This is a genomic window from Spiribacter onubensis, assembly GCF_040838425.1.
Taxonomy (GTDB): domain Bacteria; phylum Pseudomonadota; class Gammaproteobacteria; order Nitrococcales; family Nitrococcaceae; genus Spiribacter; species Spiribacter onubensis.
In genome coordinates this window covers 44,341-63,635 of record NZ_JBAKFI010000004.1, presented here as the reverse complement: position 1 = coordinate 63,635, position 19,295 = coordinate 44,341, and the positions used below count along the sequence as shown (strand labels likewise).

18 protein-coding genes and 1 riboswitch are annotated in these 19,295 nt (G+C 65.1%); of the genes, 8 read left to right on the top strand and 10 right to left on the bottom strand.

The genetic code is table 11. The annotated features are described in order from the left end of the window. Positions 1 to 46 precede the first annotated feature (46 nt). From V6X63_RS08080 to V6X63_RS08065, 4 genes are all read right to left on the bottom strand, one after another. Positions 47 to 850: an amino acid ABC transporter ATP-binding protein gene (locus V6X63_RS08080; protein ID WP_456154531.1), complete on the bottom strand. Its 804-nt coding sequence runs from the start codon at positions 848 to 850 to the stop codon at positions 47 to 49. A gap of 14 nt (positions 851 to 864) precedes the next feature. After that, the gene (locus V6X63_RS08075) at positions 865 to 1,965 is read right to left on the bottom strand and encodes an amino acid ABC transporter permease (RefSeq protein ID WP_367978584.1); all 1,101 of its coding nucleotides are present in this window, start codon (positions 1,963 to 1,965) and stop codon (positions 865 to 867) included. 4 nt (positions 1,966 to 1,969) lie between these two features. After that, entirely contained in the window at positions 1,970 to 3,157 is a 1,188-nt protein-coding gene (locus tag V6X63_RS08070; RefSeq protein WP_367978583.1) for an amino acid ABC transporter permease, read from the bottom strand. A gap of 86 nt (positions 3,158 to 3,243) precedes the next feature. Further along, positions 3,244 to 4,263 (bottom strand): amino acid ABC transporter substrate-binding protein, encoded by a 1,020-nt coding sequence (locus tag V6X63_RS08065; protein WP_367966440.1) that lies wholly within the window; start codon positions 4,261 to 4,263, stop codon positions 3,244 to 3,246. Between the two features lie 259 nt (positions 4,264 to 4,522). On the opposite strand from V6X63_RS08065, the gene V6X63_RS08060 reads away from it, so the two are divergent. From V6X63_RS08060 to V6X63_RS08050, 3 genes are read left to right on the top strand one after another with little or no spacing between them, the layout of a single operon-like run. Continuing rightward, complete coding sequence (locus tag V6X63_RS08060; RefSeq protein ID WP_367966441.1) at positions 4,523 to 5,665, top strand: iron-containing alcohol dehydrogenase; 1,143 nt, start codon at positions 4,523 to 4,525, stop codon at positions 5,663 to 5,665. Positions 5,666 to 5,711: 46 nt separating this feature from the next. After that, positions 5,712 to 6,236 carry a TRAP transporter small permease subunit gene (locus V6X63_RS08055; protein ID WP_367966442.1) on the top strand — a complete coding sequence of 175 codons (525 nt, stop codon included), beginning with the start codon at positions 5,712 to 5,714 and terminating at the stop codon, positions 6,234 to 6,236. Continuing rightward, positions 6,236 to 7,606, top strand: coding sequence for a TRAP transporter large permease (locus tag V6X63_RS08050; RefSeq protein ID WP_367978693.1), 1,371 nt, complete (start codon positions 6,236 to 6,238; stop codon positions 7,604 to 7,606). The genes V6X63_RS08055 and V6X63_RS08050 overlap by 1 nt, the downstream gene beginning before the upstream one ends. Positions 7,607 to 7,653: 47 nt before the next feature. Here the strand turns inward: V6X63_RS08050 and V6X63_RS08045 are convergent, their stop codons facing one another. Next, entirely contained in the window at positions 7,654 to 8,739 is a 1,086-nt protein-coding gene (locus tag V6X63_RS08045; RefSeq protein WP_367978582.1) for a TRAP transporter substrate-binding protein, read from the bottom strand. Positions 8,740 to 8,865: 126 nt separating this feature from the next. On the opposite strand from V6X63_RS08045, the gene V6X63_RS08040 reads away from it, so the two are divergent. The 3 genes from V6X63_RS08040 to V6X63_RS08030 are packed head-to-tail and all read left to right on the top strand — an operon-like array spanning position 8,866 to position 12,350. Continuing rightward, positions 8,866 to 9,432 carry a biotin transporter BioY gene (locus V6X63_RS08040; protein ID WP_367966444.1) on the top strand — a complete coding sequence of 189 codons (567 nt, stop codon included), beginning with the start codon at positions 8,866 to 8,868 and terminating at the stop codon, positions 9,430 to 9,432. A gap of 48 nt (positions 9,433 to 9,480) precedes the next feature. Beyond that, a complete protein-coding gene (locus tag V6X63_RS08035) occupies positions 9,481 to 10,434 on the top strand; it encodes an MBL fold metallo-hydrolase (protein WP_367966445.1) in 954 nt (317 codons plus the stop codon). A gap of 35 nt (positions 10,435 to 10,469) precedes the next feature. Continuing rightward, positions 10,470 to 12,350: a propionyl-CoA synthetase gene (locus V6X63_RS08030; protein ID WP_367966446.1), complete on the top strand. Its 1,881-nt coding sequence runs from the start codon at positions 10,470 to 10,472 to the stop codon at positions 12,348 to 12,350. 6 nt (positions 12,351 to 12,356) lie between these two features. Here the strand turns inward: V6X63_RS08030 and V6X63_RS08025 are convergent, their stop codons facing one another. Genes V6X63_RS08025 through V6X63_RS08005 form a run of 5 tightly spaced genes read right to left on the bottom strand, consistent with a single transcriptional unit; the run spans position 12,357 to position 16,625 of the window. Continuing rightward, positions 12,357 to 13,142 carry a hypothetical protein gene (locus tag V6X63_RS08025; protein ID WP_367978581.1) on the bottom strand — a complete coding sequence of 262 codons (786 nt, stop codon included), beginning with the start codon at positions 13,140 to 13,142 and terminating at the stop codon, positions 12,357 to 12,359. Between the two features lie 3 nt (positions 13,143 to 13,145). Next, positions 13,146 to 14,225, bottom strand: a complete 1,080-nt coding sequence (locus V6X63_RS08020; protein ID WP_367978580.1) for a flavin monoamine oxidase family protein — start codon at positions 14,223 to 14,225, stop codon at positions 13,146 to 13,148. A 9-nt stretch (positions 14,226 to 14,234) separates the two neighbouring features. Continuing rightward, positions 14,235 to 15,725, bottom strand: coding sequence for a BCCT family transporter (locus tag V6X63_RS08015; RefSeq protein ID WP_367967825.1), 1,491 nt, complete (start codon positions 15,723 to 15,725; stop codon positions 14,235 to 14,237). A gap of 60 nt (positions 15,726 to 15,785) precedes the next feature. Next, positions 15,786 to 16,238 carry a YbhB/YbcL family Raf kinase inhibitor-like protein gene (locus V6X63_RS08010; RefSeq protein WP_367966449.1) on the bottom strand — a complete coding sequence of 151 codons (453 nt, stop codon included), beginning with the start codon at positions 16,236 to 16,238 and terminating at the stop codon, positions 15,786 to 15,788. Beyond that, positions 16,239 to 16,625, bottom strand: a complete 387-nt coding sequence (locus V6X63_RS08005) for a DUF2237 family protein (RefSeq protein ID WP_367966450.1) — start codon at positions 16,623 to 16,625, stop codon at positions 16,239 to 16,241. An 88-nt stretch (positions 16,626 to 16,713) separates the two neighbouring features. Continuing rightward, a riboswitch (glycine riboswitch) is annotated at positions 16,714 to 16,804 on the top strand. Between the two features lie 157 nt (positions 16,805 to 16,961). Here V6X63_RS08005 and V6X63_RS08000 point away from each other — a divergent pair. After that, a complete protein-coding gene (locus V6X63_RS08000; protein ID WP_367966451.1) occupies positions 16,962 to 18,197 on the top strand; it encodes a D-amino acid dehydrogenase in 1,236 nt (411 codons plus the stop codon). A gap of 31 nt (positions 18,198 to 18,228) precedes the next feature. Then, positions 18,229 to 19,278 carry an alpha/beta hydrolase gene (locus tag V6X63_RS07995; protein WP_367966453.1) on the top strand — a complete coding sequence of 350 codons (1,050 nt, stop codon included), beginning with the start codon at positions 18,229 to 18,231 and terminating at the stop codon, positions 19,276 to 19,278. Positions 19,279 to 19,295 lie beyond the last annotated feature (17 nt).

Sequence of the window (19,295 nt, the reverse complement as noted above, 5' to 3'; positions counted from 1 at the left end):
TAGCAGGCCCGGCGGCATGTTCATAGCCTTTGCGGCCGTTCAGCGCTTAATGCTGGAGAATCTGCTCGAGGAATTCACGCGTGCGGGGCTGCTGCGGGTTGGTGAAGAAATCACCCGGGGCCGCCGTCTCGACGATTTCGCCGCCGTCCATGAAGATGACGCGGTCAGCGACGGTTTTCGCGAACCCCATCTCATGGGTGACACAGAGCATGGTCATGCCGCTGCTGGCAAGCTCCACCATGACATCAAGGACCTCCTTGATCATCTCCGGATCCAGGGCGGAGGTCGGCTCGTCGAAAAGCATGATCTTGGGCTGCATGCATAGTGCACGGGCGATGGCCACGCGCTGCTGCTGGCCGCCGGAGAGTTGCCCGGGATACTTGTGGGCCTGGTCGGGGATACGAACCCGTTCGAGGTAGTGCATGGCCGTCTCGATGGCCTCGTTGCGTGGCGTCTTCCTGACCCAGATGGGGGCGAGCAGGCAGTTCTCCAGCACGCTGAGGTGCGGGAAGAGATTGAAGTGCTGGAACACCATGCCAACCTCGCGTCGGATCGCCTCGATGTTCTTGACGTCTTCGTTCAGCTCAACGCCGTCGACGATGATCTGGCCTCGCTGGTGCGCCTCCAGATGATTGATGCAACGGATGAAGGTGGATTTGCCCGATCCCGAGGGGCCACAGATGACAATGCGTTCGCCCTTGCGCACATCGAGATTCAGCGACTTGAGCACATGAAACTCGCCGAACCACTTGTTCAGGTCATCGACCCGGATAATGGCCTCGTCTCGGGCCACCGACTCCACCGGCGAGGCAATGTTGTCGGGCGCCGACCCCGTCCCCGTCTGCTGCATGATCGATCCTACCCCTAGTTTCTGTGACCGGTTTCCAACTGCTTCTCGAGGCGGTGGCTGTAGCGCGACATGCCGAAGCAGAACACCCAGAAGCAGAAGGCGACGAAGAGGTAGCCCTCTGCCATGACACTGCTCCAGGCCGGGTCGCTCAGCGTGGATTTGACCGCGCCCAGCAGGTCGAACAGGCCGATGATCAGGACAAGTGTGGTGTCCTTGAAGAGCGAAATGACGGTATTGGCAATGCCCGGAATGACGATCTTGAGCGCCTGGGGCAGGATGATCAGCCGCATGCGGCGCCAGTAACCCAGTCCGAGGGCCTCCGCTGCCTCGTACTGTCCCCTTGGGATGGCCTGCAATCCACCGCGCACGACCTCTGCCATGTACGCCGACTGAAAGAGGGTGATGCCCACCAGCGCCCTCAGCAGTTTGTCAAAGGTCACTCCATCGGGCAGGAAGAGCGGCAGCATGACCGATGCCATGAACAGGATGGTGATCAGCGGCACGGCTCGCCAGAATTCGATGAAGACCACGCAGATGCCCCGGATGACGGGCATCTCCGAGCGGCGGCCGAGGGCGAGCAGGATCCCGATGGGCAGCGCGGCGAGGATGCCCACATAGGCGAGTATGAGGGTGAGCATGAGCCCGCCCCAGCGTGAGGTGGGCACGGACTCGAGTCCGAAGTGGCCGCCCGCGATCAGGAAGTAGGCGGCGAGCGGTAGACCGGTGATGCCAAAAATGGCCAGCCACTTGCGGATCGTCGTCGACAGCGGGAGGAACTGCGGTACCACACTGATGGCGAACAGCACGAAAACCAGATTGGGACGCCACCGGAATTCGGCCGGGTAGAAACCGTATATGAAAAACCCGAGTCGCTGCTCGACGAATACCCAGCAGGCCCCGTCGGGATTGCAGGCATCAGCGCCATCGCCGGTGAATACAGCCTGGATGAACGCCCAGTTGATCAGCGGCACGAACGTGGTGATCAGCCAATAGCCGATCACGACCGTCAGCACGCTGTTGTACCACGTAGAGAAGAGGTTCTCCCGCAGCCACCGCAGCAGTCCACGCTGGCTCACGGGTGGCGGCTGGTCGGGCAGTGCCTGGTGCGTGGCCATCGTTCTATCGCTCCTTGAGCGCGACCGCGCGGTTGTACAGGTTCATGAGCAGCGAGATGGCCAGGCTGATGGTCAGATACACCGCCATCGTCATGGCCACGATCTCCACCGCCTGACCGGTCTGGTTGAGCGTTGTCCCCATGAAAACGTTGACCAGGTCTGGATAGCCGATGGCCACCGCCAGTGATGAGTTCTTGGTCAGGTTCAGGTACTGGCTGGTCAGTGGCGGAATGATGACCCGCAGCGCCTGCGGGATGACCACCAGGCGCAGCACCCGGCGCGCCGGCAGGCCCAGCGCCAGCGCCGCCTCGGTCTGCCCCGTGTTGACGGAGACGATACCGGATCGCACGATCTCGGCGATGAACGAGGCGGTGTAGAGCGTCAGCGCCAGCAGGAGGGCGCCCAGTTCGGGGATCGCCGTGATGCCGCCGCGGAAATTGAAGCCGCCCAACGAAGGGACATCCCAGCTCACCGGTCCGCCGGTGAGGAAATAGCCGAGCAGCGGCAGGCCCGGGATCAGAACAATAGCGATTGGCAGGACCGGGAAAATCCGGCCGGTGGCCGCCTGCCGGCGCCGGGCCCAGATGGCCAGCACCAGAATCGTGACCAGCGCGATGACCAGCCCCGCGCCCATGACCCAGGCGCCGGGCTCGAACACGGGCTTGGGCAGCACGATGCCGCGATTGCTCATGAAGGCGATATCGCCCACGCTCACTGCCTGACGGGGGCCGGGCAGGGCACCGAGTACGGCGAAGTACCAGAAGAATATCTGCAGCAGCAGCGGAATGTTGCGGAAGATTTCGATGTAGGCGAGGGCAACCTTGGCCACCAGCCAGTTGCTTGACAGCCGGGCGATGCCGACGACAAAACCCACAATGGTCGCCAGCAGAATGCCCAGCCCGGAAACCAGCAGGGTATTCGCCAGCCCCACCAGGAATGTCCGGCCGTAACTCATGGTCTCGTTGTACGGGATGAGACTCATGATGATGCCGAAGCCGGCGGTTTCATTGAGAAAGCCGAAGCCGGTGCTGATCCCGCGGCTTTCCATATTGCTGATGGTGTTCTGGAACAGGGTGTAACCAACCCAGGCCACACCCGCGATGGCGAGAATCTGGAAGACGACGGAACGGACCCGGGGGTCGTTCCAGGGTCTTGGACGTCCGGGGCGAATCGGCCGCGGGTCGGTGGTCATGTTACCGCCCTATTCCGCTGATGGTCGTTGCTTGAGGCGGAGCCGGTGGTCCGGCCCCGCCCGTTGGTCAGCCGCCGATGACCGGCCTACCGGAACGGCGGTGCGTAGAGGATGCCGCCATCCGTCCACAGCGCGTTGACGCCACGGCTCAGCCCGATCGGGGTATCCGGCCCGACGTTGCGGTTGAACATCTCACCGTAGTTGCCCACCTCGCTGATCACCTCGACCATGAAGTCATCGTCGAGCCCGAGGATCTCGCCCATGTTGCCATCCGCACCGAGGATGCGCTGGACGTTCGGGTTGTTGGAGTCGGTCATCTCATCGACGTTGGTTGAGTCGACGCCATACTCCTCGGCGTTGATCTGGCCGAACAGTACCCACTTCACGACGTTGAACCACTCGTCGTCACCCTGACGGACCACGGGACCGAGGGGTTCCTTGGAGATCACCTCAGGGAGGATGACCGCCGAGTCCGGGTCGCTCAGCTGCGTGCGCAGTGCCGCCAGCTGGGAGGTGTCGGAGGTCAGGATGTCGCAGCGGTTGTTGTCGAAGCCCTGGGCGCTGGCTTCCGAGGTGTCGAACACCACCGCTTCATATTCCATGTCATTGGCACGGAAGAAATCGGCGAGGTTGAGCTCGGTGGTCGTGCCCGCCTGGGTGCAGACGGCGGCACCGTCAAGGTCATAGGCACTGTCGACGCCGAGCGCCTCCTTGACGAGGAAACCCTGGCCATCATAGTAGTTGGTGCCGGTGAAGTTGAGGCCCAGCGAGGCGTCACGCGTCGTGGTCCAGGTCGTGTTGCGCGAGAGTACATCGATCTCGCCGGACTGAAGCGCGGTGAATCGCTCCGCGGCCGTCAGCGGAATGAACTCGACTGCGTCGGCGTCTCCGAGAACGGCGGCCGCCACGGCCCGGCAGGTATCAACGTCGAGCCCCGTCCAGGTGCCGTCGCTGTCCGGCTGCGAGAATCCCGGCAGGCCGTTGCTGACGCCGCAGCGCAACTGCCCAGCGTCGCGGACATCTTCCAGTGTCGAGGCCTGAGCCTGTCCTCCGAGGGCCAGTAGCCCCGTGGCGGCGAGCCCCAGCGTGATCATCGTCTTCTTCATCACTGCGTTCCCCTGTTGCATCGAGGTTGTGCGAAGCCGTCATGGCGATCTCTTGTACGCAAGGCCCGTGCCAACAGAGTACGCTCCTCCTCCCGGCCGGCCCGCGTCCTTTGATTGCTCTCCCCTTATGGCATGAATGCACCAGCGTGGACAAGACATGGCAAGATTGCATCGTTATGGCGCACAGGGTCTGTATGGACGGGGGTTGGCGCGGCTGCGACGATAGAGCATATGCCCCTGGATTCCATGGAGTTGCCGAATGACCGTTGGGTTCGCCCTGTTCCTTCCCCGTAATATCCGCTTCGGCCGCGGGACGGCCGGGGATGCAGTCCACACCATCACCGCACTCGGCCGGCGTCCGCTGCTCATCCATGGTGCAAATGCGGACCGGGCGCGCTGGCTCATTCAGGCCCTTGATGAAGCCGGACGCAAGCCCTGGGGCATTGGCTGTCCGCGGGAGCCCGACATCGAACTGATCGAGCAGGGTGTCATCCTTGGCCGGGAGGTGGGTGCCGACATAGTCATCGGGCTGGGCGGCGGCTCGGTGATCGATATGGCCAAGGCGGTCGCCGGCCTGATTCCCGCCACCGGTGAGGTGATCGATTACCTAGAGATCGTGGGGGGAGGGCAGGCGCTGGATGCCGAGCCGCTGCCCTTCGTAGCATTGCCGACAACGGCGGGCACCGGTACGGAAGCCACGCGGAACGCGGTCATCGACGTGCCCTCTGCACAGCGGAAGGTCTCATTACGTGATCCGAGACTGCTGCCGGCAGCGGCCATCGTGGACCCAGCATTGACTGATTACGCGCCAGCAAACGTGACCCTGGCGAGCGGCCTGGACGCCATTACACAGGTCATCGAACCCTATATCAGCTGTCAGGCGAACCGGTTTACGGACGCCATCTGCCGAGATGCCATTCCTGTTGGTCTGCAGGCCCTGGTACGCCTGATGGACAAGGAGGATGCAGCGGCTCGTGACGACATGGCCTGGGTCAGCCTGAGTGGCGGGCTCGCGCTCGCCAATGCGAAGCTCGGCGCAGTCCATGGTCTGGCCGGCCCGCTGGGGGGCGTGACGGATCTGCCGCATGGGGTGATTGCCGGCGCGCTACTGCCCCCGGTGTTGCGGGCTAATCGCGAGTCCGTTGATGGCCGGACAGCCGCGCGCCTCCATGAAGTGGAGCACTGGATTTCAGCGGCGCTTGGCTGTGGTGCCGAGGAGGCCATCGATCGTCTTGCCGTCTGGTCCCGTGCCGCGGGATTACCTGGTCTGGGGTCATCGGGACTGGACCCATCATCGCTCCCGGCCATCGCCGGGACGGCCGCCGGTTCGTCGTCCATGAAGGGCAACCCCGTGGTCCTGCCGGCGGCGAGGCTGGTGCAGGCGATGGAAGAGGCCTGGTAGGGGCTGCTTGCTCCCCGCTGCCGCCTTGGCCATACTCCGCCACCCCATGAACCCGCTCCTGCGTCTCAGCGAATGGATCGACATGCTCAGCGACGGCGTGGGCCGGGGGCTGCGTTGGGTGGCTCTGCTGCTGGTCATTCTGGGGGTGGTCAATGTCATTGGCCGCTATCTTGGCGCACAGCTCGGCATGCAACTCAGTTCCAATGCCCTGCTGGAGGCGCAGATCCAGGCGTTCGCGGTGATTTTCCTCCTTGGCAGCGCTTATCTGCTGCGGCACGACGGTCATATTCGCGTGGATATCCTGCAGTCACGGTTCAGTCCGCGCCTGCGTGCCTGGATCGAGTTGCTGGGTGCGCTGATGGCCCTGATTCCCTTTTGCGTGGTCATGCTGGTCTACGGCGTTGATTACGTGGCGCGGGCGTGGTCGCGACTCGAGGTCAGTCCCAATCCCGGCGGGTTGCCGCTTTATCCGATCAAGACCATGATCCTGGTCGCCTTCTCGCTGCTGTTGCTCCAGGGGGTCAGCCAGGCGATAAAAGCCGCCGCCCGCCTGCGCGGTCGCCGCGCATGATGCTTGTCGAACTCATGCCGCTGGCGATGTTCGCCGTTCTGCTCCTGCTGCTGCTCACCGGTTATCCGGTGGCGTTCGCGCTGGCCGGCACCGGGCTGCTTTTCACAGTGCTCGGCAGCGACTGGCTTCCGTCACTTGGCCTGGCGTTGCCATGGGAGCCCGTGTTTCGTGTCGCCCGCCTGAACGTACTGCCCCAGCGTCTTTACGGCTCGATCATGGAGAACTACACCCTGGTGGCGGTGCCGTTTTTCATCTTTATGGGCACGATGCTTGAGCGCTCCGGCCTGGCCGAGGACCTGCTCCAGACCATGGGGCGGCTTTTCGGGCGAATGCGGGGCGGGCTGGCTGTTTCGGTCGTGCTGGTGGGTATGCTGCTGGCGGCGGCGACCGGGGTTGTGGGCGCATCCGTGGTCATAATGGGCGTGCTGGCGCTGCCGGTGATGCTCAAGTACGGCTATGACCAGCGACTCGCCACCGGCACCATCGCGGCGAGCGGGACGCTCGGCCAGATCATTCCACCCTCGATCGTGCTGATCATTCTTGGCGACCAGATGGGCGTGAACGTCGGGGACCTTTTCGTTGGCGCACTGCTGCCCGGCATGATGCTGGGGGCCGCCTATGTGGCGTGGCTGGTCATCGTGGCGTGGCGCCGGCCACTGGCAGCGCCGGCACTGCCGGCGGGTGCGGATGACGAAGGCGGTACCGGTCCTCTGTGGCGGGCCGTGATGCGCTGTCTGGTTCCGCCGCTGGCATTGGTGGGTGCGGTGCTGGGCACCATTTTCCTCGGCATCGCGACACCCACGGAGGCCGGCGCCATGGGTGCGCTGGGCGCCACTCTGCTGGCGCTTTTCTACGGCAAACTCTCGCGCGGCAATCTGCTCTCGGTTTCCGACAGCACCGTGCGCCTGACGGCCATGGTGTTCACCATCCTGGTGGGGGCCACGGTCTTTGCTACCGTATTCAGCGCCATGGGTGGCAAGTGGCTGGTCGAGGATTTCCTCCTCGCGCTGCCCGGCGGCGAGATGAGCTTCATCCTCTTTGTGATGCTGACGATCTTCCTGCTCGGATTCTTTCTCGATTTCATCGAGATCACCTTTATCGTCGTGCCGCTCATCGCCCCCATCGCCGACAGCTTTGGCCTGGACCCGGTGTGGTTTGCGGTGCTGATCGCAATGAACCTTCAGGCCTCGTTTCTCACGCCGCCGTTTGGTTTCTCGCTTTTCTACCTGCGTGGCGTGACGCCAGAGGCTGTGCCCACCGGCGCCATTTATCGGGGAATACTGCCCTATATCGCCATCCAGCTGCTGATGCTGGGGGTGATCGTCGCGTTCCCCGATCTGGTCACCTGGCTGCCGGATCTGGCCGGCTGAGCGGACACCTGCATCCCAGCTTGAGGCGGATGGCTACACGCGGCATCTTACCCCCGGTCGCGGTAGATGAACTCGCGATAGCGGAAGCTGTTGGTCTGGTCCCAGCCACGGAGCCGCTCCAGGAACGCCGACCATGACGAGTGAATCCGGGCGTAGTCCGGGTTGCTCATATCCTCATCGTTGATCTCGCGGGCAGCCTGGGCAAAGGCCTCCAGCACCGAGTCAGGGAAGTGCTTGATCTGCACGCCGGCCGCCTTGAGCTCCTCCAGGGCCAGGGGATTCTTCGCCAGGTACTGCGAGGCCATCCAGTTGTTCGCCTCCGCACAGCAGGCCTGGATCTGCGCCCGGATATCCGCCGGGAACGTGTTCCAGATCTCCAGGTTGAAGTAAAAGCCCAGCATGGCACTGGGCTCGGCCCAGCTCGGCAGGTAGTAGTACTTCGCCACATCCTGCATGCCCAGAATCTGGTCGTCGTAGGGGCCGACCCATTCGGCGGCATCCAGTGCGCCACGTTCCATCGCGGTGAACACCTCGCCGCCGGGGAGCTGCTGGATGTTGACCCCGGCCTTCGCCATCACGCGGCCGCCGTGGCCGGGAAAACGCATTCGCAGCCCCTGCAGATCTTCGGGACTGTTGATCTCGACATTGAACCAGCCACCGCACTGGGCACCGGTGTTACCGCCGGGAAAGGCAATGAGATTGTCCCGTGCGTTGAGCTCGTCCCAGAGCGCCTGACCATCCCCGGCGGTCATCCAGGCGTTCTGCTGCTCCAGCGTCATGCCGAAAGGCAGGGCGGTGAAGAACCCGTGGGCCGGATTCTTGCCGATAAAGTAGTAGGGGGCGGTGTGACAGGCTTCGAAGGCGCCACTGGACACCGCATCATAAACCTCCAGGGCGCCGACCTCGGCACCACCCGGTGACGTCCGCACGCGAACATCGCCATCGGTCATTTCCTCGATGCGTCCGGCGAAGTACTCGGCGGTTCCGTAGAGGTTGTCGAGGGCCGCCGGCCAGGAGGTGAGCAGGTTGAGGCGGAAGCGTCGCGGCTGAGCGATGACGGCGGGGGCATTGACACCGCCCGCAGCCACCAGCCCCGTTCCGGCGCCCTTGAGAAATCCGCGACGATCCATCATTGCTCTCCTTTCTGTTCCGATCGCGACTGGCGGGAAGGTTAATGCTGGCGGTCAGCGGGCTGCAATGGCTGACGGGAAGGCGCGGCTCTGCTAACGTTCAACCTGTCAGGTCCAACGGGAAGCGTCATGGCAACGAGAGCACAGTGGATGGTCGGTGAGTGGGCGTCGCAGAGCCTCGCCCGTCAGGTGGTGTCCGTACTGGCAGGGACGTTGCTACTGGCGCTCTCGGCGCGGGTCCAGATCCCTTTCTGGCCGGTTCCCTTCAGCATGCAGACATTCGTTGTCCTGGCGCTGGGCATGGTCTACGGGCCTGCTCTGGGCGCCGCGACGGTGCTGGCCTATCTCGGGCAGGGTCTTGTCGGTCTGCCGGTGTTCGTGGCTGGCGGCGGACCCGCCTATCTCGCCGGCCCAACGGGCGGTTACCTGCTGGGCATGGTCCCGGCGGCATGGGTGGCCGGTGAGCTGGTCCGCCGTGGCTGGGGCGCCGACCCGATCCGCGCGGTCGCGGCTGCGGCGGCGGGTAACATGGCGGTCTATGTCCTCGGCGTGACCTGGCTGGCGGTGTGGCTCGGCAGCGTGTCTCAGGCAGTCACCGTCGGACTGCTGCCATTCCTCCCCGGTGCGGCCATGAAGGTCGCCGGTGCAGGCCTACTGGTCTGGGGCCTGACGCGCTGCGCCGGAAAACGCGAATAGACCGACCCGGTACCCGCTGGGCGGGACCGCGCCGAGAGGAGGAGAGCAGTGAGCGAGCGTTCCAACGCGGATCCTCTCACCGAGATCGCGCCGGGACTCATGCGGTGCGACACAGGGTATCTGCGTTCCGGTCATACGGCCTGCTATCTGCTCTTCAACGGCGGCCACGCCGCCATCATCGACACCGGTGTCGGGGCGAGCATACCCGGCATTCTCGATGCCCTCGCCAGACTGGATATAGCCCGGGACGCCGTCGACTGGGTCATCCCCAGTCATGTTCATCTTGACCATGCCGGCGGTGCCGGTGCCCTGATGCAGGCCCTGCCGAACGCACGGCTCGGTATCCATCCCTCGGGCGCGGAGCATATGGCCGATCCCAGCCGGCTCGAGGCGGGCGTCCGGGCGCTCTACGGCGATGAATTCTTCGATCGCGAGTATGCACCGCTCACCCCGGTTGCCCGCGAGCGAATGGCGACGCTGGACGACGGCGAAACGGTCTTTGTCGGCCAGCGTCCGCTTGAGGTGCTGCACACCCCCGGGCACGCCTGGCATCACCTGAGTCTCTATGATGTGGACTCCGCGGTGCTGATTGCCGGTGATGCCTTTGGCGCCAGCTACCCGGGCTATATCCAGGAGCGCAGCCTGTTCCTGGTTCCGGTGGTGCCACCGCCGCAGTTCAATCCGGAGGCCTATCGCGCCACGCTGGCGAGGATCATCGCGCTGGCGCCCCGCCGGGTTGCTCCGGCGCATTTCCCCGCCATCGATCAGGTCGAGACAGCGGCATCGCTACTCGAGGAGATGCTGGATGCCGCCATCGAATGGACCTGGCAGGCCGCTTCGGCGGCGGATCTCAATCAGCGCCTGCTGGATGGCTGGTGCCGCTGGCTGCCACCGGATGCCACGCGGGAACAGCTCGAGCGGGATTTCGGGCTCGATATCTGGCTGACGTCCGAAGGCCTGTGGCTCTGGCGCAGTAAACAGGAAAGAAAGGCCGCACGCTGAAACGGTGCGGCTGCAAAAGGAGGAGAGTGGCCGCAATGAGTCAAGACTACAATTCGCTGTACCACGAGTCGCTTGATAACCCAGAGGGCTTCTGGGCGGAACAGGCCGGCGCGGTGGACTGGGACCGGCCGTGGGATCGGGTCCTCGACGACAGCGACGCCCCGTTCTATCGCTGGTTCTCCGGCGGCCAGCTCAATACCTGCCATAACGCGGTGGACCGGCATGTCGATGCCGGTCGCGGCGAGCAGGATGCGCTGGTCTGGGATAGCCCGGTTACCGGGCAGACCCGCCGCTACAGTTACGCCGAACTTCAGGATCAGGTGTCCAGGCTGGCCGGCGTGCTCAGGGATCTGGGCGTGGAGACCGGGGATCGCGTGATCGTCTACATGCCGATGGTGCCCGAGGCGGCCATGGCGATGCTGGCCTGCGCACGGATCGGCGCCATCCACTCCGTGGTCTTTGGCGGTTTTGCCGGGCCGGAGCTCGCCAAGCGCATCGACGATGCCGAACCGCGGGTGATTCTCTCGGCGTCCTGCGGCATCGAGCCGAGCGGCATGGTGGACTACAAGTCCCTGCTCGATGAGGCACTGGAGCGCTCGGATCATGCCGTTGAGCGGTGCCTGATCCTGCAGCGCGAGGTCCACCGTTGCGAACTCGACGCGGACCGGGATCTCGACTGGGAGGCGGCCATGGCCGAGGCGGCACCGGCGGCATGCGTGCCGGTGGATGCCAACCACCCGCTCTACATCCTGTATACCTCCGGGACCACCGGACGGCCCAAGGGCATCGTCCGCGACCACGGAGGGCATGCCGTCGCGCTGCTCTGGACCATGCGCAACATCTACGGCGTCGCCCCCGGGGAGGTCATGTTCACTGCCTCGGATGTCGGCTGGGTTGTAGGGCACTCCTATATCGTCTACGGCCCCTTGCTGAATGGCTCCACGACCATCATCTACGAGGGCAAGCCCATCGGTACACCGGACGCCGGCGCGTTCTGGCGGATCTGCGAGACCTACGGCGCACGGGCGCTGTTCACGGCCCCTACGGCGCTGCGGGCCATTAAGAAAGAAGACCCGGAGGGCGAGTTCATCCGTCGCTACGACCTCAGCAAGCTCAGGGCCTTCTTTCTGGCAGGGGAGCGTTCCGATCCCGATAGCGTCCGCTGGGCCGACCGCCACCTGGGTGTGCCCATCCTCGATCACTGGTGGCAGACCGAGACGGGCTGGGCGATTGCGGGCTATCCATACGGTCTCGAGGAGATGCCCGTGAAAATCGGTACCGCCGGACGGCCCATGCCGGGCTACGACGTGCGCGTGCTGGACGAGGAGGGCGAGGAGATGCCCCGCGGCGAGCTCGGCAACATCGTCATCCGCCTCCCGATGCCGCCGGGGACGATGCTGACGCTGTGGGGTAATCGCGAACGCCATCGCGACGGATACCTGATGCGTTACCCCGGCCACTATCTCACCGGCGACTCCGGCGTGGTCGACGAAGACGGCTATGTCCATATCATGAGCCGGATTGACGATGTGATTAACGTCGCCGGGCATCGCCTATCGACCGGGCGCCTCGAGGAGGTGCTGAGCGACCATCCGGCGGTGGTGGAAGCCGCCGTATTCGGGGTCAGGGATGCCACCAAGGGGCAGCTGCCGATGGGGCTGGTGGTCCCCGGCAGCGCTTTCGACGGCGACGACAAGGCCCTGGTGGCGGAGCTCGTCCAGCGTGTCCGCGAGGAGGTCGGACCGGTCGCCGCCTTCCGTCAGTGCGTGGTGGTCAAACGCCTGCCCAAGACGCGCTCGGGTAAGACCCTGCGCGGCACCATGCGCAGTATCGCCAACGGCGAAGAATGGAATATGCCGGCGACCATCGATGACCCGGCCGTTCTTGATGAAATCGCGGGCTATCTCAAACGGTAAGCGGCCCTAGTTGACGCCGAGTATCCAGCCCTCCCGGGCGGCCGCAGCCCGGCTCCCGGCATCGAGTGATGGCTCCAGCAGCGGCTGGAGCCATCCTTCGCGGTCGCCGCGCTGCAGGGTCCGCGCGACGACATAGGCGTCATGCTGATCCGGCGTCCGGTCATCGCGGGGATAATCGGCGGACCAGATGGAAGGGTAGATCTCGGCCACGGCGGAATGCCCTGGTGTGATTCGCCAGCCGTCAAAGGGCCAGACATGCAGGCGATCGCCATGCCGCTGCCGTAGATGCCATAGCCAGGGCAGTCCGGCATAGGTGGATTTGGCAACCGAGCCGGGCACGTCGAAGTGGAATACCGACTTGGCGCCGACCCGGATCTCCGCGCGGCGGCGCCAGCGGGCATCTCCGGCTCGGGCCGGTCCGCTCCCGATCAAGCCGTCGCGCACCTGTTGCACGGTCACGCCGGGCCTATCGGTCGGATGGTGGGTGCGGAAATCCGCCAGGAAACCGTCCCATCCGCCGGCAACGGCATGGGCTGCATGCCAGGCGACGGGGAAGGCGAACCCGTGATCGATTCCGACAAGGGTCGGTACTTCGTCGTCCAGCATATTGAGCAGCCATTCGGCCAGCGACCGACGGCTCCAGTGGTGGCGCCCGTCGGCGCCTGGCCGTTGTTCCTGCGGTGATCCGTCACCGTCGGCGCTGTAAGCACGCAGTCCGGTCAGACCCTTCTCCGGCGTCGCGGCACCGGAGTAGTCGATGCCGACATAGCGCTGGAAGCCCGGCGTTGGCAAGGCTCAGGCCGCCCCTTGTAGACGCTGGACGGCCGCCTGTGCCGCCGCTTCGCCGGCAAGCAGGGCGCCCTCGATCAGTCCCGGGCTCTGTGCGGCGGTCTCGGCGCCGCAGAACCACAAGCGCCCGTCGAGATGCGCCGAGCGCAGGCGCTCCGGTCCGACCCGCGGGTGTTCCGGTGGGCCATGACGATCGGCGTCGGCGCAGATCCACGGCGCGTCGGCCCAGTCGCGGATGACGACGTCGGTGGGCGCCGCAGCCTGAGGGCCCAGGCACCGGGTCAACTGATCGATGATGGCCTTGCGCAGCGTCTCGGCCCCGCGCTGCACCGGCGGGGTCGCCACGAAGCCGAACAGGGCCGCCTCGCCATCGAGGCTGGTGTGGTCATGGGCTTCGAACAGCGGCCCGAGGCGGCTGGCGATCCGGCCCGAGAGACCGGACTCACGCCAGAACGGGCGCGGGTAACGGATCACCGCCTTCGCCTGAGCGGCCATCCAGGTCGGCATGGCTCGAAGCATGTCCTGCAGCGGCGCACCGATGTCCGCTGGCAGCTGGATTCGTTCGGCAACGATGCGCAGTGGCGCGGCGATCAGCACCCGCTCGGCGATCAGTGGCTCGCGTCCGGCCGCCTCAATGCGCAGCCGGCCGTCGTCGTGATGCCGAACTGCGTTGACGGCATGTCCGGTCTGGATGGCGTCGTCGGGGAGTTCAGCGGCCATCGCGTCGACAAGGCTGCCGGGTCCGGCGGCGATCCGGGCCATTCCGTACTGGCCCGGCAGTGGCTGACACACAGGTCGTTCGGCAAACCCATCCAGTACCGCCTCGCCGCTGTCGTACTGCTCGAAGGTGCCAAGGCCGAGCCGCTCCAGCCAGCGCGGCACACCGGGCTGGAACGGTGGCCACACCCAGGTGGGACCGAGGTCGCCGACGATCTGCCCGTCGGACCCGCGAATACTGTCGATACGACCGCCAATGCGGTCGCTGGCCTCGAGAACCTGCGGGCGAATGCCGGCTTCGTAGGCGATACGAGCGGCGGTCAGGCCGGCGAGGCCGGCGCCGATAATCGCGAGTGGCGTGTCGGTCATGCGGGTCCGTTATTCAAGTGAGGGTTTGACGCCTGGGACACGGTACTCGCGGCGGAGCGCCTTTAACAGGCTGATGCAACAGATCATCAGAATGATCGCGACCGGGAATCCGGCGGTCAGCGCGCCGGTCTGCAGGCTCTGCAAGGCCTCCTCTCCGCCGACCAGCAGCAGTGTGGCGGCGATGGCACCTTCGGTAATACCCCAGATCACCCGCTGCCGACGGGGTGAGTGCTTTGCGCCCCGCGAGATCAGCGAGTCGACCACGAAGGTCCCGGAGTCGGACGACGTCACGAAGTAGGTGGCGATCAGCAACGTCGCGAGGGCGGATGAGACGGTCGTCCAGGGCAGTTCCGCCAGCGTGCGGTAGAGCGCCACCGTGGTGTCTTCGTTGACCGCGGCAGCGAGCCCCTGGGCCGTGCCGAAGACTTCCATGTATAGCGCGGTTCCCCCGAAGACGGTCAGCCAGGCAAAGACGAACAGCGTCGGCAGGGCGAGCACGCCGATGATGAACTCGCGAATCGTCCGGCCGCGGGATATGCGCGCGATGAAAATGCCAACAAACGGTGACCAGGCAATCCACCAGCCCCAATAGAACATGGTCCAGTCTTTCTGCCATTCACTGCCGTTGATTGCGCCGGTATGCAGGCTCATCCCGACGATCTGCTGCAGGTAGCCCCCGGTGGAGTCCAGCAGAAAGCGGATGAGAAAGAGCGTGGGGCCGGCAAGGAAGATGAAGGCCATGAAGATCAGCGCCAGGCCCAGGTTGAACATGCTCAGCCATTTCAGCCCCCGATCGATCCCCGAGATCACGGAGATGACCGCAAAGCCGGTGATTGTGGCGATGATGGCCACCTGCCAGATCGGCCCCACCGGCATGCCCACCAGAATGTTAAGGCCGGTGTTGAGCTGCATGGCGCCGAACCCGAGCGAGGTGGCCAGTCCGAAGAGCGTGCCGAATACGGCCAGGATGTCGATGACATGGCCGATGGGCCCGTAGATGCGGTCGCCGAGCAGGGGATAGAAGATGGAGCGGATGGTCAGCGGCAAGCGGTGGCGGAAGCTGAAGTAGGCCACCGAGAGCCCCAGGACCACATAGACCGCCCAGGCATGCAGCCCCCAGTGATAGAAGGTATAGATCATCGCCTGCCGTGCGGCCTGTGGCGTCTCGCCGGGACCGCTTGGCGGATTCTGGTAGTGCAGAATCGGCTCGGCAATGCTCCAGAACACCAGGCCGATGCCCATGCCCGCGCTGAAGAGCATGGCGAACCAGGCAGTGAAGCGGAACTGCGGGCGGTCGTTCGGCTGGCCGAGCCGTATGCTGCCGTAGCGGCTGAAGCCGAGCCAGAGCAGAAAGCCGACAAAAAACGTGGCCGCCAGGAGATAGCTCCAGCCCAGGTATTCGGTGATGAACGCATTCAGGCCCGAGAATGCCAGGCTGGCGGTATCCGGGAGCAGGACCCCGAAGGCGACGAAACCGCCGATGATCAGCGCCGAGGCCATGAAGACGGTCGGATTGACGGTGGCGAAGAACGCGTCCGCGCGGTAGTGGCGCGCCACGACCTAGCCCCCCTCCCGCGTTCGGGAAATACCGCCCTCCAGTGTCGCCGTCGCCAGGACATGGCCCCGGATGGCGGTATCAAACTGGCGCCGCGTCGCGCCCGTGGTCAGCTCAAGGGCCCGGTCGAGCGCCAGCAGCGTAAAGCGATAGACATGCCGCCCCTCGGGCGGGATTGGCCCCTTGTAGCCGGTCTTGCCGAAGCCGTTCATGCCCACGATCGCCTCATCCGGCAGGTCCACTGCACTGATGCGGGATGTCGCGGGTGGCAGGTTCCAGGCGAGCCAGTGGGTGAGCTCGCCCACCGGCGAATCCAGGTCCTCCAGCAGCAATGCGAGGCTCGCCGCCGTGCCGGGGACTTCATGGAGCTCCAGCGGCGGCATGCGGTTCTCGTTGGCTGCGGACATGCTCCAGGGCAGTTCGCCGCCGTCGGAGAATTCCGGACTGCTGAGACGCATCTAGCCGCCGTCCGGCGCGTTCTGGTCGAAACGCTGCAGTGTCGCGAGATCAATCACGGCCAGCGTCTCTTCATGGGTTGCGGCCAGGTCCACGGGCGGCGCCACGCCGGCCCGGTAGGCTTCCAGCCAGCGGCCGGCGCACAGACACCAGCGGTCACCGGGCTCGAGGCCCGGGAAATCCGCGAATGGTACGGGAGCGGTGAGATCGTTGCCGCGGCTGCGGGAGAAGGAGAGGAAGGCCTCGGTGACAATCGCGCACACGGTATGCATGCCACCATCCTCATGACCAGTATTGCAGCAGCCATCGCGGAAAAAACCCGTGATCGGATCCTGACCGCAGGGCTGCAGTTCCTCACCGAAGACGTTGGTACTGTTGAACTTTCCCATGGCCATGAGTATACGCCTCATGGTCATCCGGTCACCAAGCGATGGTTGATCTGTTGAAATGTCAAGAGGAATCCCGGAGACTCATAATTCAGCGCAGGCGGGAGAGTCCGGCATTCGATGCCGGCGCCGAAGGAGCAACCGCCCCGGAATCTCTCAGGCACCCGGACCGCCTGCGTGCTGAACATTCCGAAAAGCAGCCGGCAACCAATACCGGCTCGCCGAAGGAGCAAGCGGACGTGGCCCGGGTCGCGCCGTGAATCTCTCAGGCACCAGGACGGAAGGGGCACGGGTCGCCGCAGGGCGACGGGTGCACGCGACCGGACTGGGAGATCGACGATGAACCACATTGCAGTCATCGGCGGCGGAATCACTGGCATCACCACGGCCTATGCGCTGATCAACCGCGGCTTCGAGGTCACCGTATTCGAGCGCAACCGCTACGCGGCAATGGAGACCTCCTTTGCCAACGGCGGCCAGCTCTCGGCCTCCAACGCCGAGGTCTGGAACCACTGGCCCACCATCATGAAGGGGCTGCGCTGGATGCTGAGGGCCGATGCCCCGCTGCTGGTCAACCCGAAGCCGTCCTGGCACAAGCTCTCATGGTTCGCCGAGTTCGTCGCCGCCACAAGGCACTACGCGGATAACACCACCGAGACCGCGCGCCTGGCGATCGCTGCGCGGGACTACCTCTTTGACTGGGGGCGCCGGGAGGGCATCGATTTCGATCTCGAACAGCGCGGCATTCTCCACATCTACCGCGACAAGGCGGGCTTCGATCATGCAACCGAAGTCACTCGGCTGCTGGCTGAAGGTGGGCTCGATCGTCGTGCCGTTTCACCGGAGGAGATGCGGGCGCTGGAGCCCAACCTGCGGGGTGACTATTACGGCGGCTTCTACACCGAGAGTGACAGCACTGGGGATATCCACAAGTTCACCCATGGCCTCGCGCAGGCCATTGAGCGCCGCGGTGCCCATATGCGCTACGACTGCGCCATCCGCGATGTCGGTACGGCGGCCGATGGCGCCTGGGTGGAATCCGCCGGGGGGCGGGAGTCGTTCGATGGCGTCGTGGTCTGTGCCGGCGTCGGCAGCCGGGGTCTCGCGGCGCGGTTCGGCGACCGCCTCAACGTCTATCCCGTCAAGGGCTATTCCATCACTGTCGAGCTCGAGGACGAACTCTCCCGGGATGCCGCCCCCTGGATGAGCCTGCTCGATGACGAGACCAAGCTCGTCTCGAGCCGGCTTGGTGCAGATCGCTTCCGGGTGGCCGGTACCGCGGAGTTCAACGGCTACAACCGGGATATCCGGGATGATCGCATCCAGCCGCTGCTGGACTGGGTCAAGCAGTGCTTCCCCGATGTCAGCACCCGGCAGGCCATCCCCTGGGCGGGTCTGCGGCCGATGATGCCGAACATGATGCCGCGGGTGGGCCAAGGCCGGCATTCCGGAGTGTTCTACAACACCGGCCATGGTCATCTGGGCTGGACCCTTTCCGCAGTGACCGCGGAGCAGATCGCCGGAGTCGTCCAGACCTCATTAGCCAATAGTCTGGTCGCCAGCCCTGCTCCTTGAGGCCCGGCTGACCCGCCGCCGGATGGCCCGGATGATCATGGGGCTCATCACGGCGATGACGACGTCCGCCATGGCCCTTGAGTCCATGCCGGCGGGACGTGGCCTCCATCTCGATCTGGATGCCCTCGAGACGTCGGTGGCCCCGGCAGCGGATCAATCAACCGTCCATGGGCCGACCCCTCATCGTCTGGTCATGCCCGACGGGACGGCACTACCGCTCCGGCGCTGGGGGCCGGCGCCGGAGGCCGGCGGCTCACCCTCGGCGGTCATCCTGGGACTCCACGGCTTCAACGACCATGCGGGCGGGTTCATCGCCGTGGCGCGGGCGATGAGCGCAGCGGATATCGCGGTTTATGCCTATGACCAGCGTGGCTTTGGTGGATCCGATCAGCGCGGCGCCTGGCCAGGCGCCGGCCAGCTCATCTCGGACGCGCGCTGGGCACTCAACCGGCTACGACAACGTTATCCGCAGACACCCATCCATCTCATCGGCCTGAGCATGGGGGGCGCGGTGGCCAGCCTGCTCATGGATCGTTCGCCGTCGCCCGACGTGAAAAGCGCGGTGCTGGTCGCACCGGCATTCTGGGGCCGGGGTGTCATGCCCTGGTATCAGCGCTTCGCTCTATGGGCGGGTGAGCAGGTCGCGCCCGACCTCACGCTCAGCAGTCAGAACCTGGACATCGAGCCGACAGACGAACCGACGGTGATGGAGGCACTGCGCAACGACCCGCGCTGGATCCGGGCGCCCAGCGTCGACGCAATGGCGGGGATTGCTGATCTGATGGACCAGGCGCTGCAGGCGCTACCGCGTTTCGATGGCCCACCCACGCTGATTCAGTATGGCGGGATGGACGAGGTGATTCCCCCGGAGGCGGCCTGCGCCATGTTCAGTGCGCTCCCAGCCGGGACGCCGTGGCGGGCCGCATTCTATCCGGATGGTTATCACATGCTCACGCGCTACAGTGGATCGCCGGCCGTGCTCGGCGATATCCGCGCTTTTCTCACCAACTCGGGGTCGGTCCTGCCCTCGGGTCGAGGGATTGGACAGCAAGCGGCCCGTCAGGCGGTGTGCGACGGTTGAGTGCGCCGGCTGCTGAG

Bases quoted from the DNA above. Each gene is read 5' to 3' on its own strand.
- V6X63_RS08050 (WP_367978693.1), top strand. From the start codon at position 6,236: ATGCTTGTCGAACTCATGCCGCTGGCGATGTTCGCCGTTCTGCTCCTG.
- V6X63_RS08000 (WP_367966451.1), top strand. From the start codon at position 16,962: ATGAACCACATTGCAGTCATCGGCGGCGGAATCACTGGCATCACCACG.
- V6X63_RS08015 (WP_367967825.1), bottom strand. From the start codon at position 15,725: ATGGCCTCGGCGCTGATCATCGGCGGTTTCGTCGCCTTCGGGGTCCTG.
- V6X63_RS08005 (WP_367966450.1), bottom strand. From the start codon at position 16,625: ATGGGAAAGTTCAACAGTACCAACGTCTTCGGTGAGGAACTGCAGCCC.
- V6X63_RS08065 (WP_367966440.1), bottom strand. From the start codon at position 4,263: ATGAAGAAGACGATGATCACGCTGGGGCTCGCCGCCACGGGGCTACTG.
- V6X63_RS08010 (WP_367966449.1), bottom strand. From the start codon at position 16,238: ATGCGTCTCAGCAGTCCGGAATTCTCCGACGGCGGCGAACTGCCCTGG.
- V6X63_RS08030 (WP_367966446.1), top strand. From the start codon at position 10,470: ATGAGTCAAGACTACAATTCGCTGTACCACGAGTCGCTTGATAACCCA.
- V6X63_RS08075 (WP_367978584.1), bottom strand. From the start codon at position 1,965: ATGGCCACGCACCAGGCACTGCCCGACCAGCCGCCACCCGTGAGCCAG.
- V6X63_RS08055 (WP_367966442.1), top strand. From the start codon at position 5,712: ATGAACCCGCTCCTGCGTCTCAGCGAATGGATCGACATGCTCAGCGAC.
- V6X63_RS07995 (WP_367966453.1), top strand. From the start codon at position 18,229: ATGATCATGGGGCTCATCACGGCGATGACGACGTCCGCCATGGCCCTT.
- V6X63_RS08020 (WP_367978580.1), bottom strand. From the start codon at position 14,225: ATGACCGACACGCCACTCGCGATTATCGGCGCCGGCCTCGCCGGCCTG.
- V6X63_RS08040 (WP_367966444.1), top strand. From the start codon at position 8,866: ATGGCAACGAGAGCACAGTGGATGGTCGGTGAGTGGGCGTCGCAGAGC.
- V6X63_RS08045 (WP_367978582.1), bottom strand. From the start codon at position 8,739: ATGATGGATCGTCGCGGATTTCTCAAGGGCGCCGGAACGGGGCTGGTG.
- V6X63_RS08080 (WP_456154531.1), bottom strand. From the start codon at position 850: ATGCAGCAGACGGGGACGGGGTCGGCGCCCGACAACATTGCCTCGCCG.
- V6X63_RS08070 (WP_367978583.1), bottom strand. From the start codon at position 3,157: ATGACCACCGACCCGCGGCCGATTCGCCCCGGACGTCCAAGACCCTGG.
- V6X63_RS08060 (WP_367966441.1), top strand. From the start codon at position 4,523: ATGACCGTTGGGTTCGCCCTGTTCCTTCCCCGTAATATCCGCTTCGGC.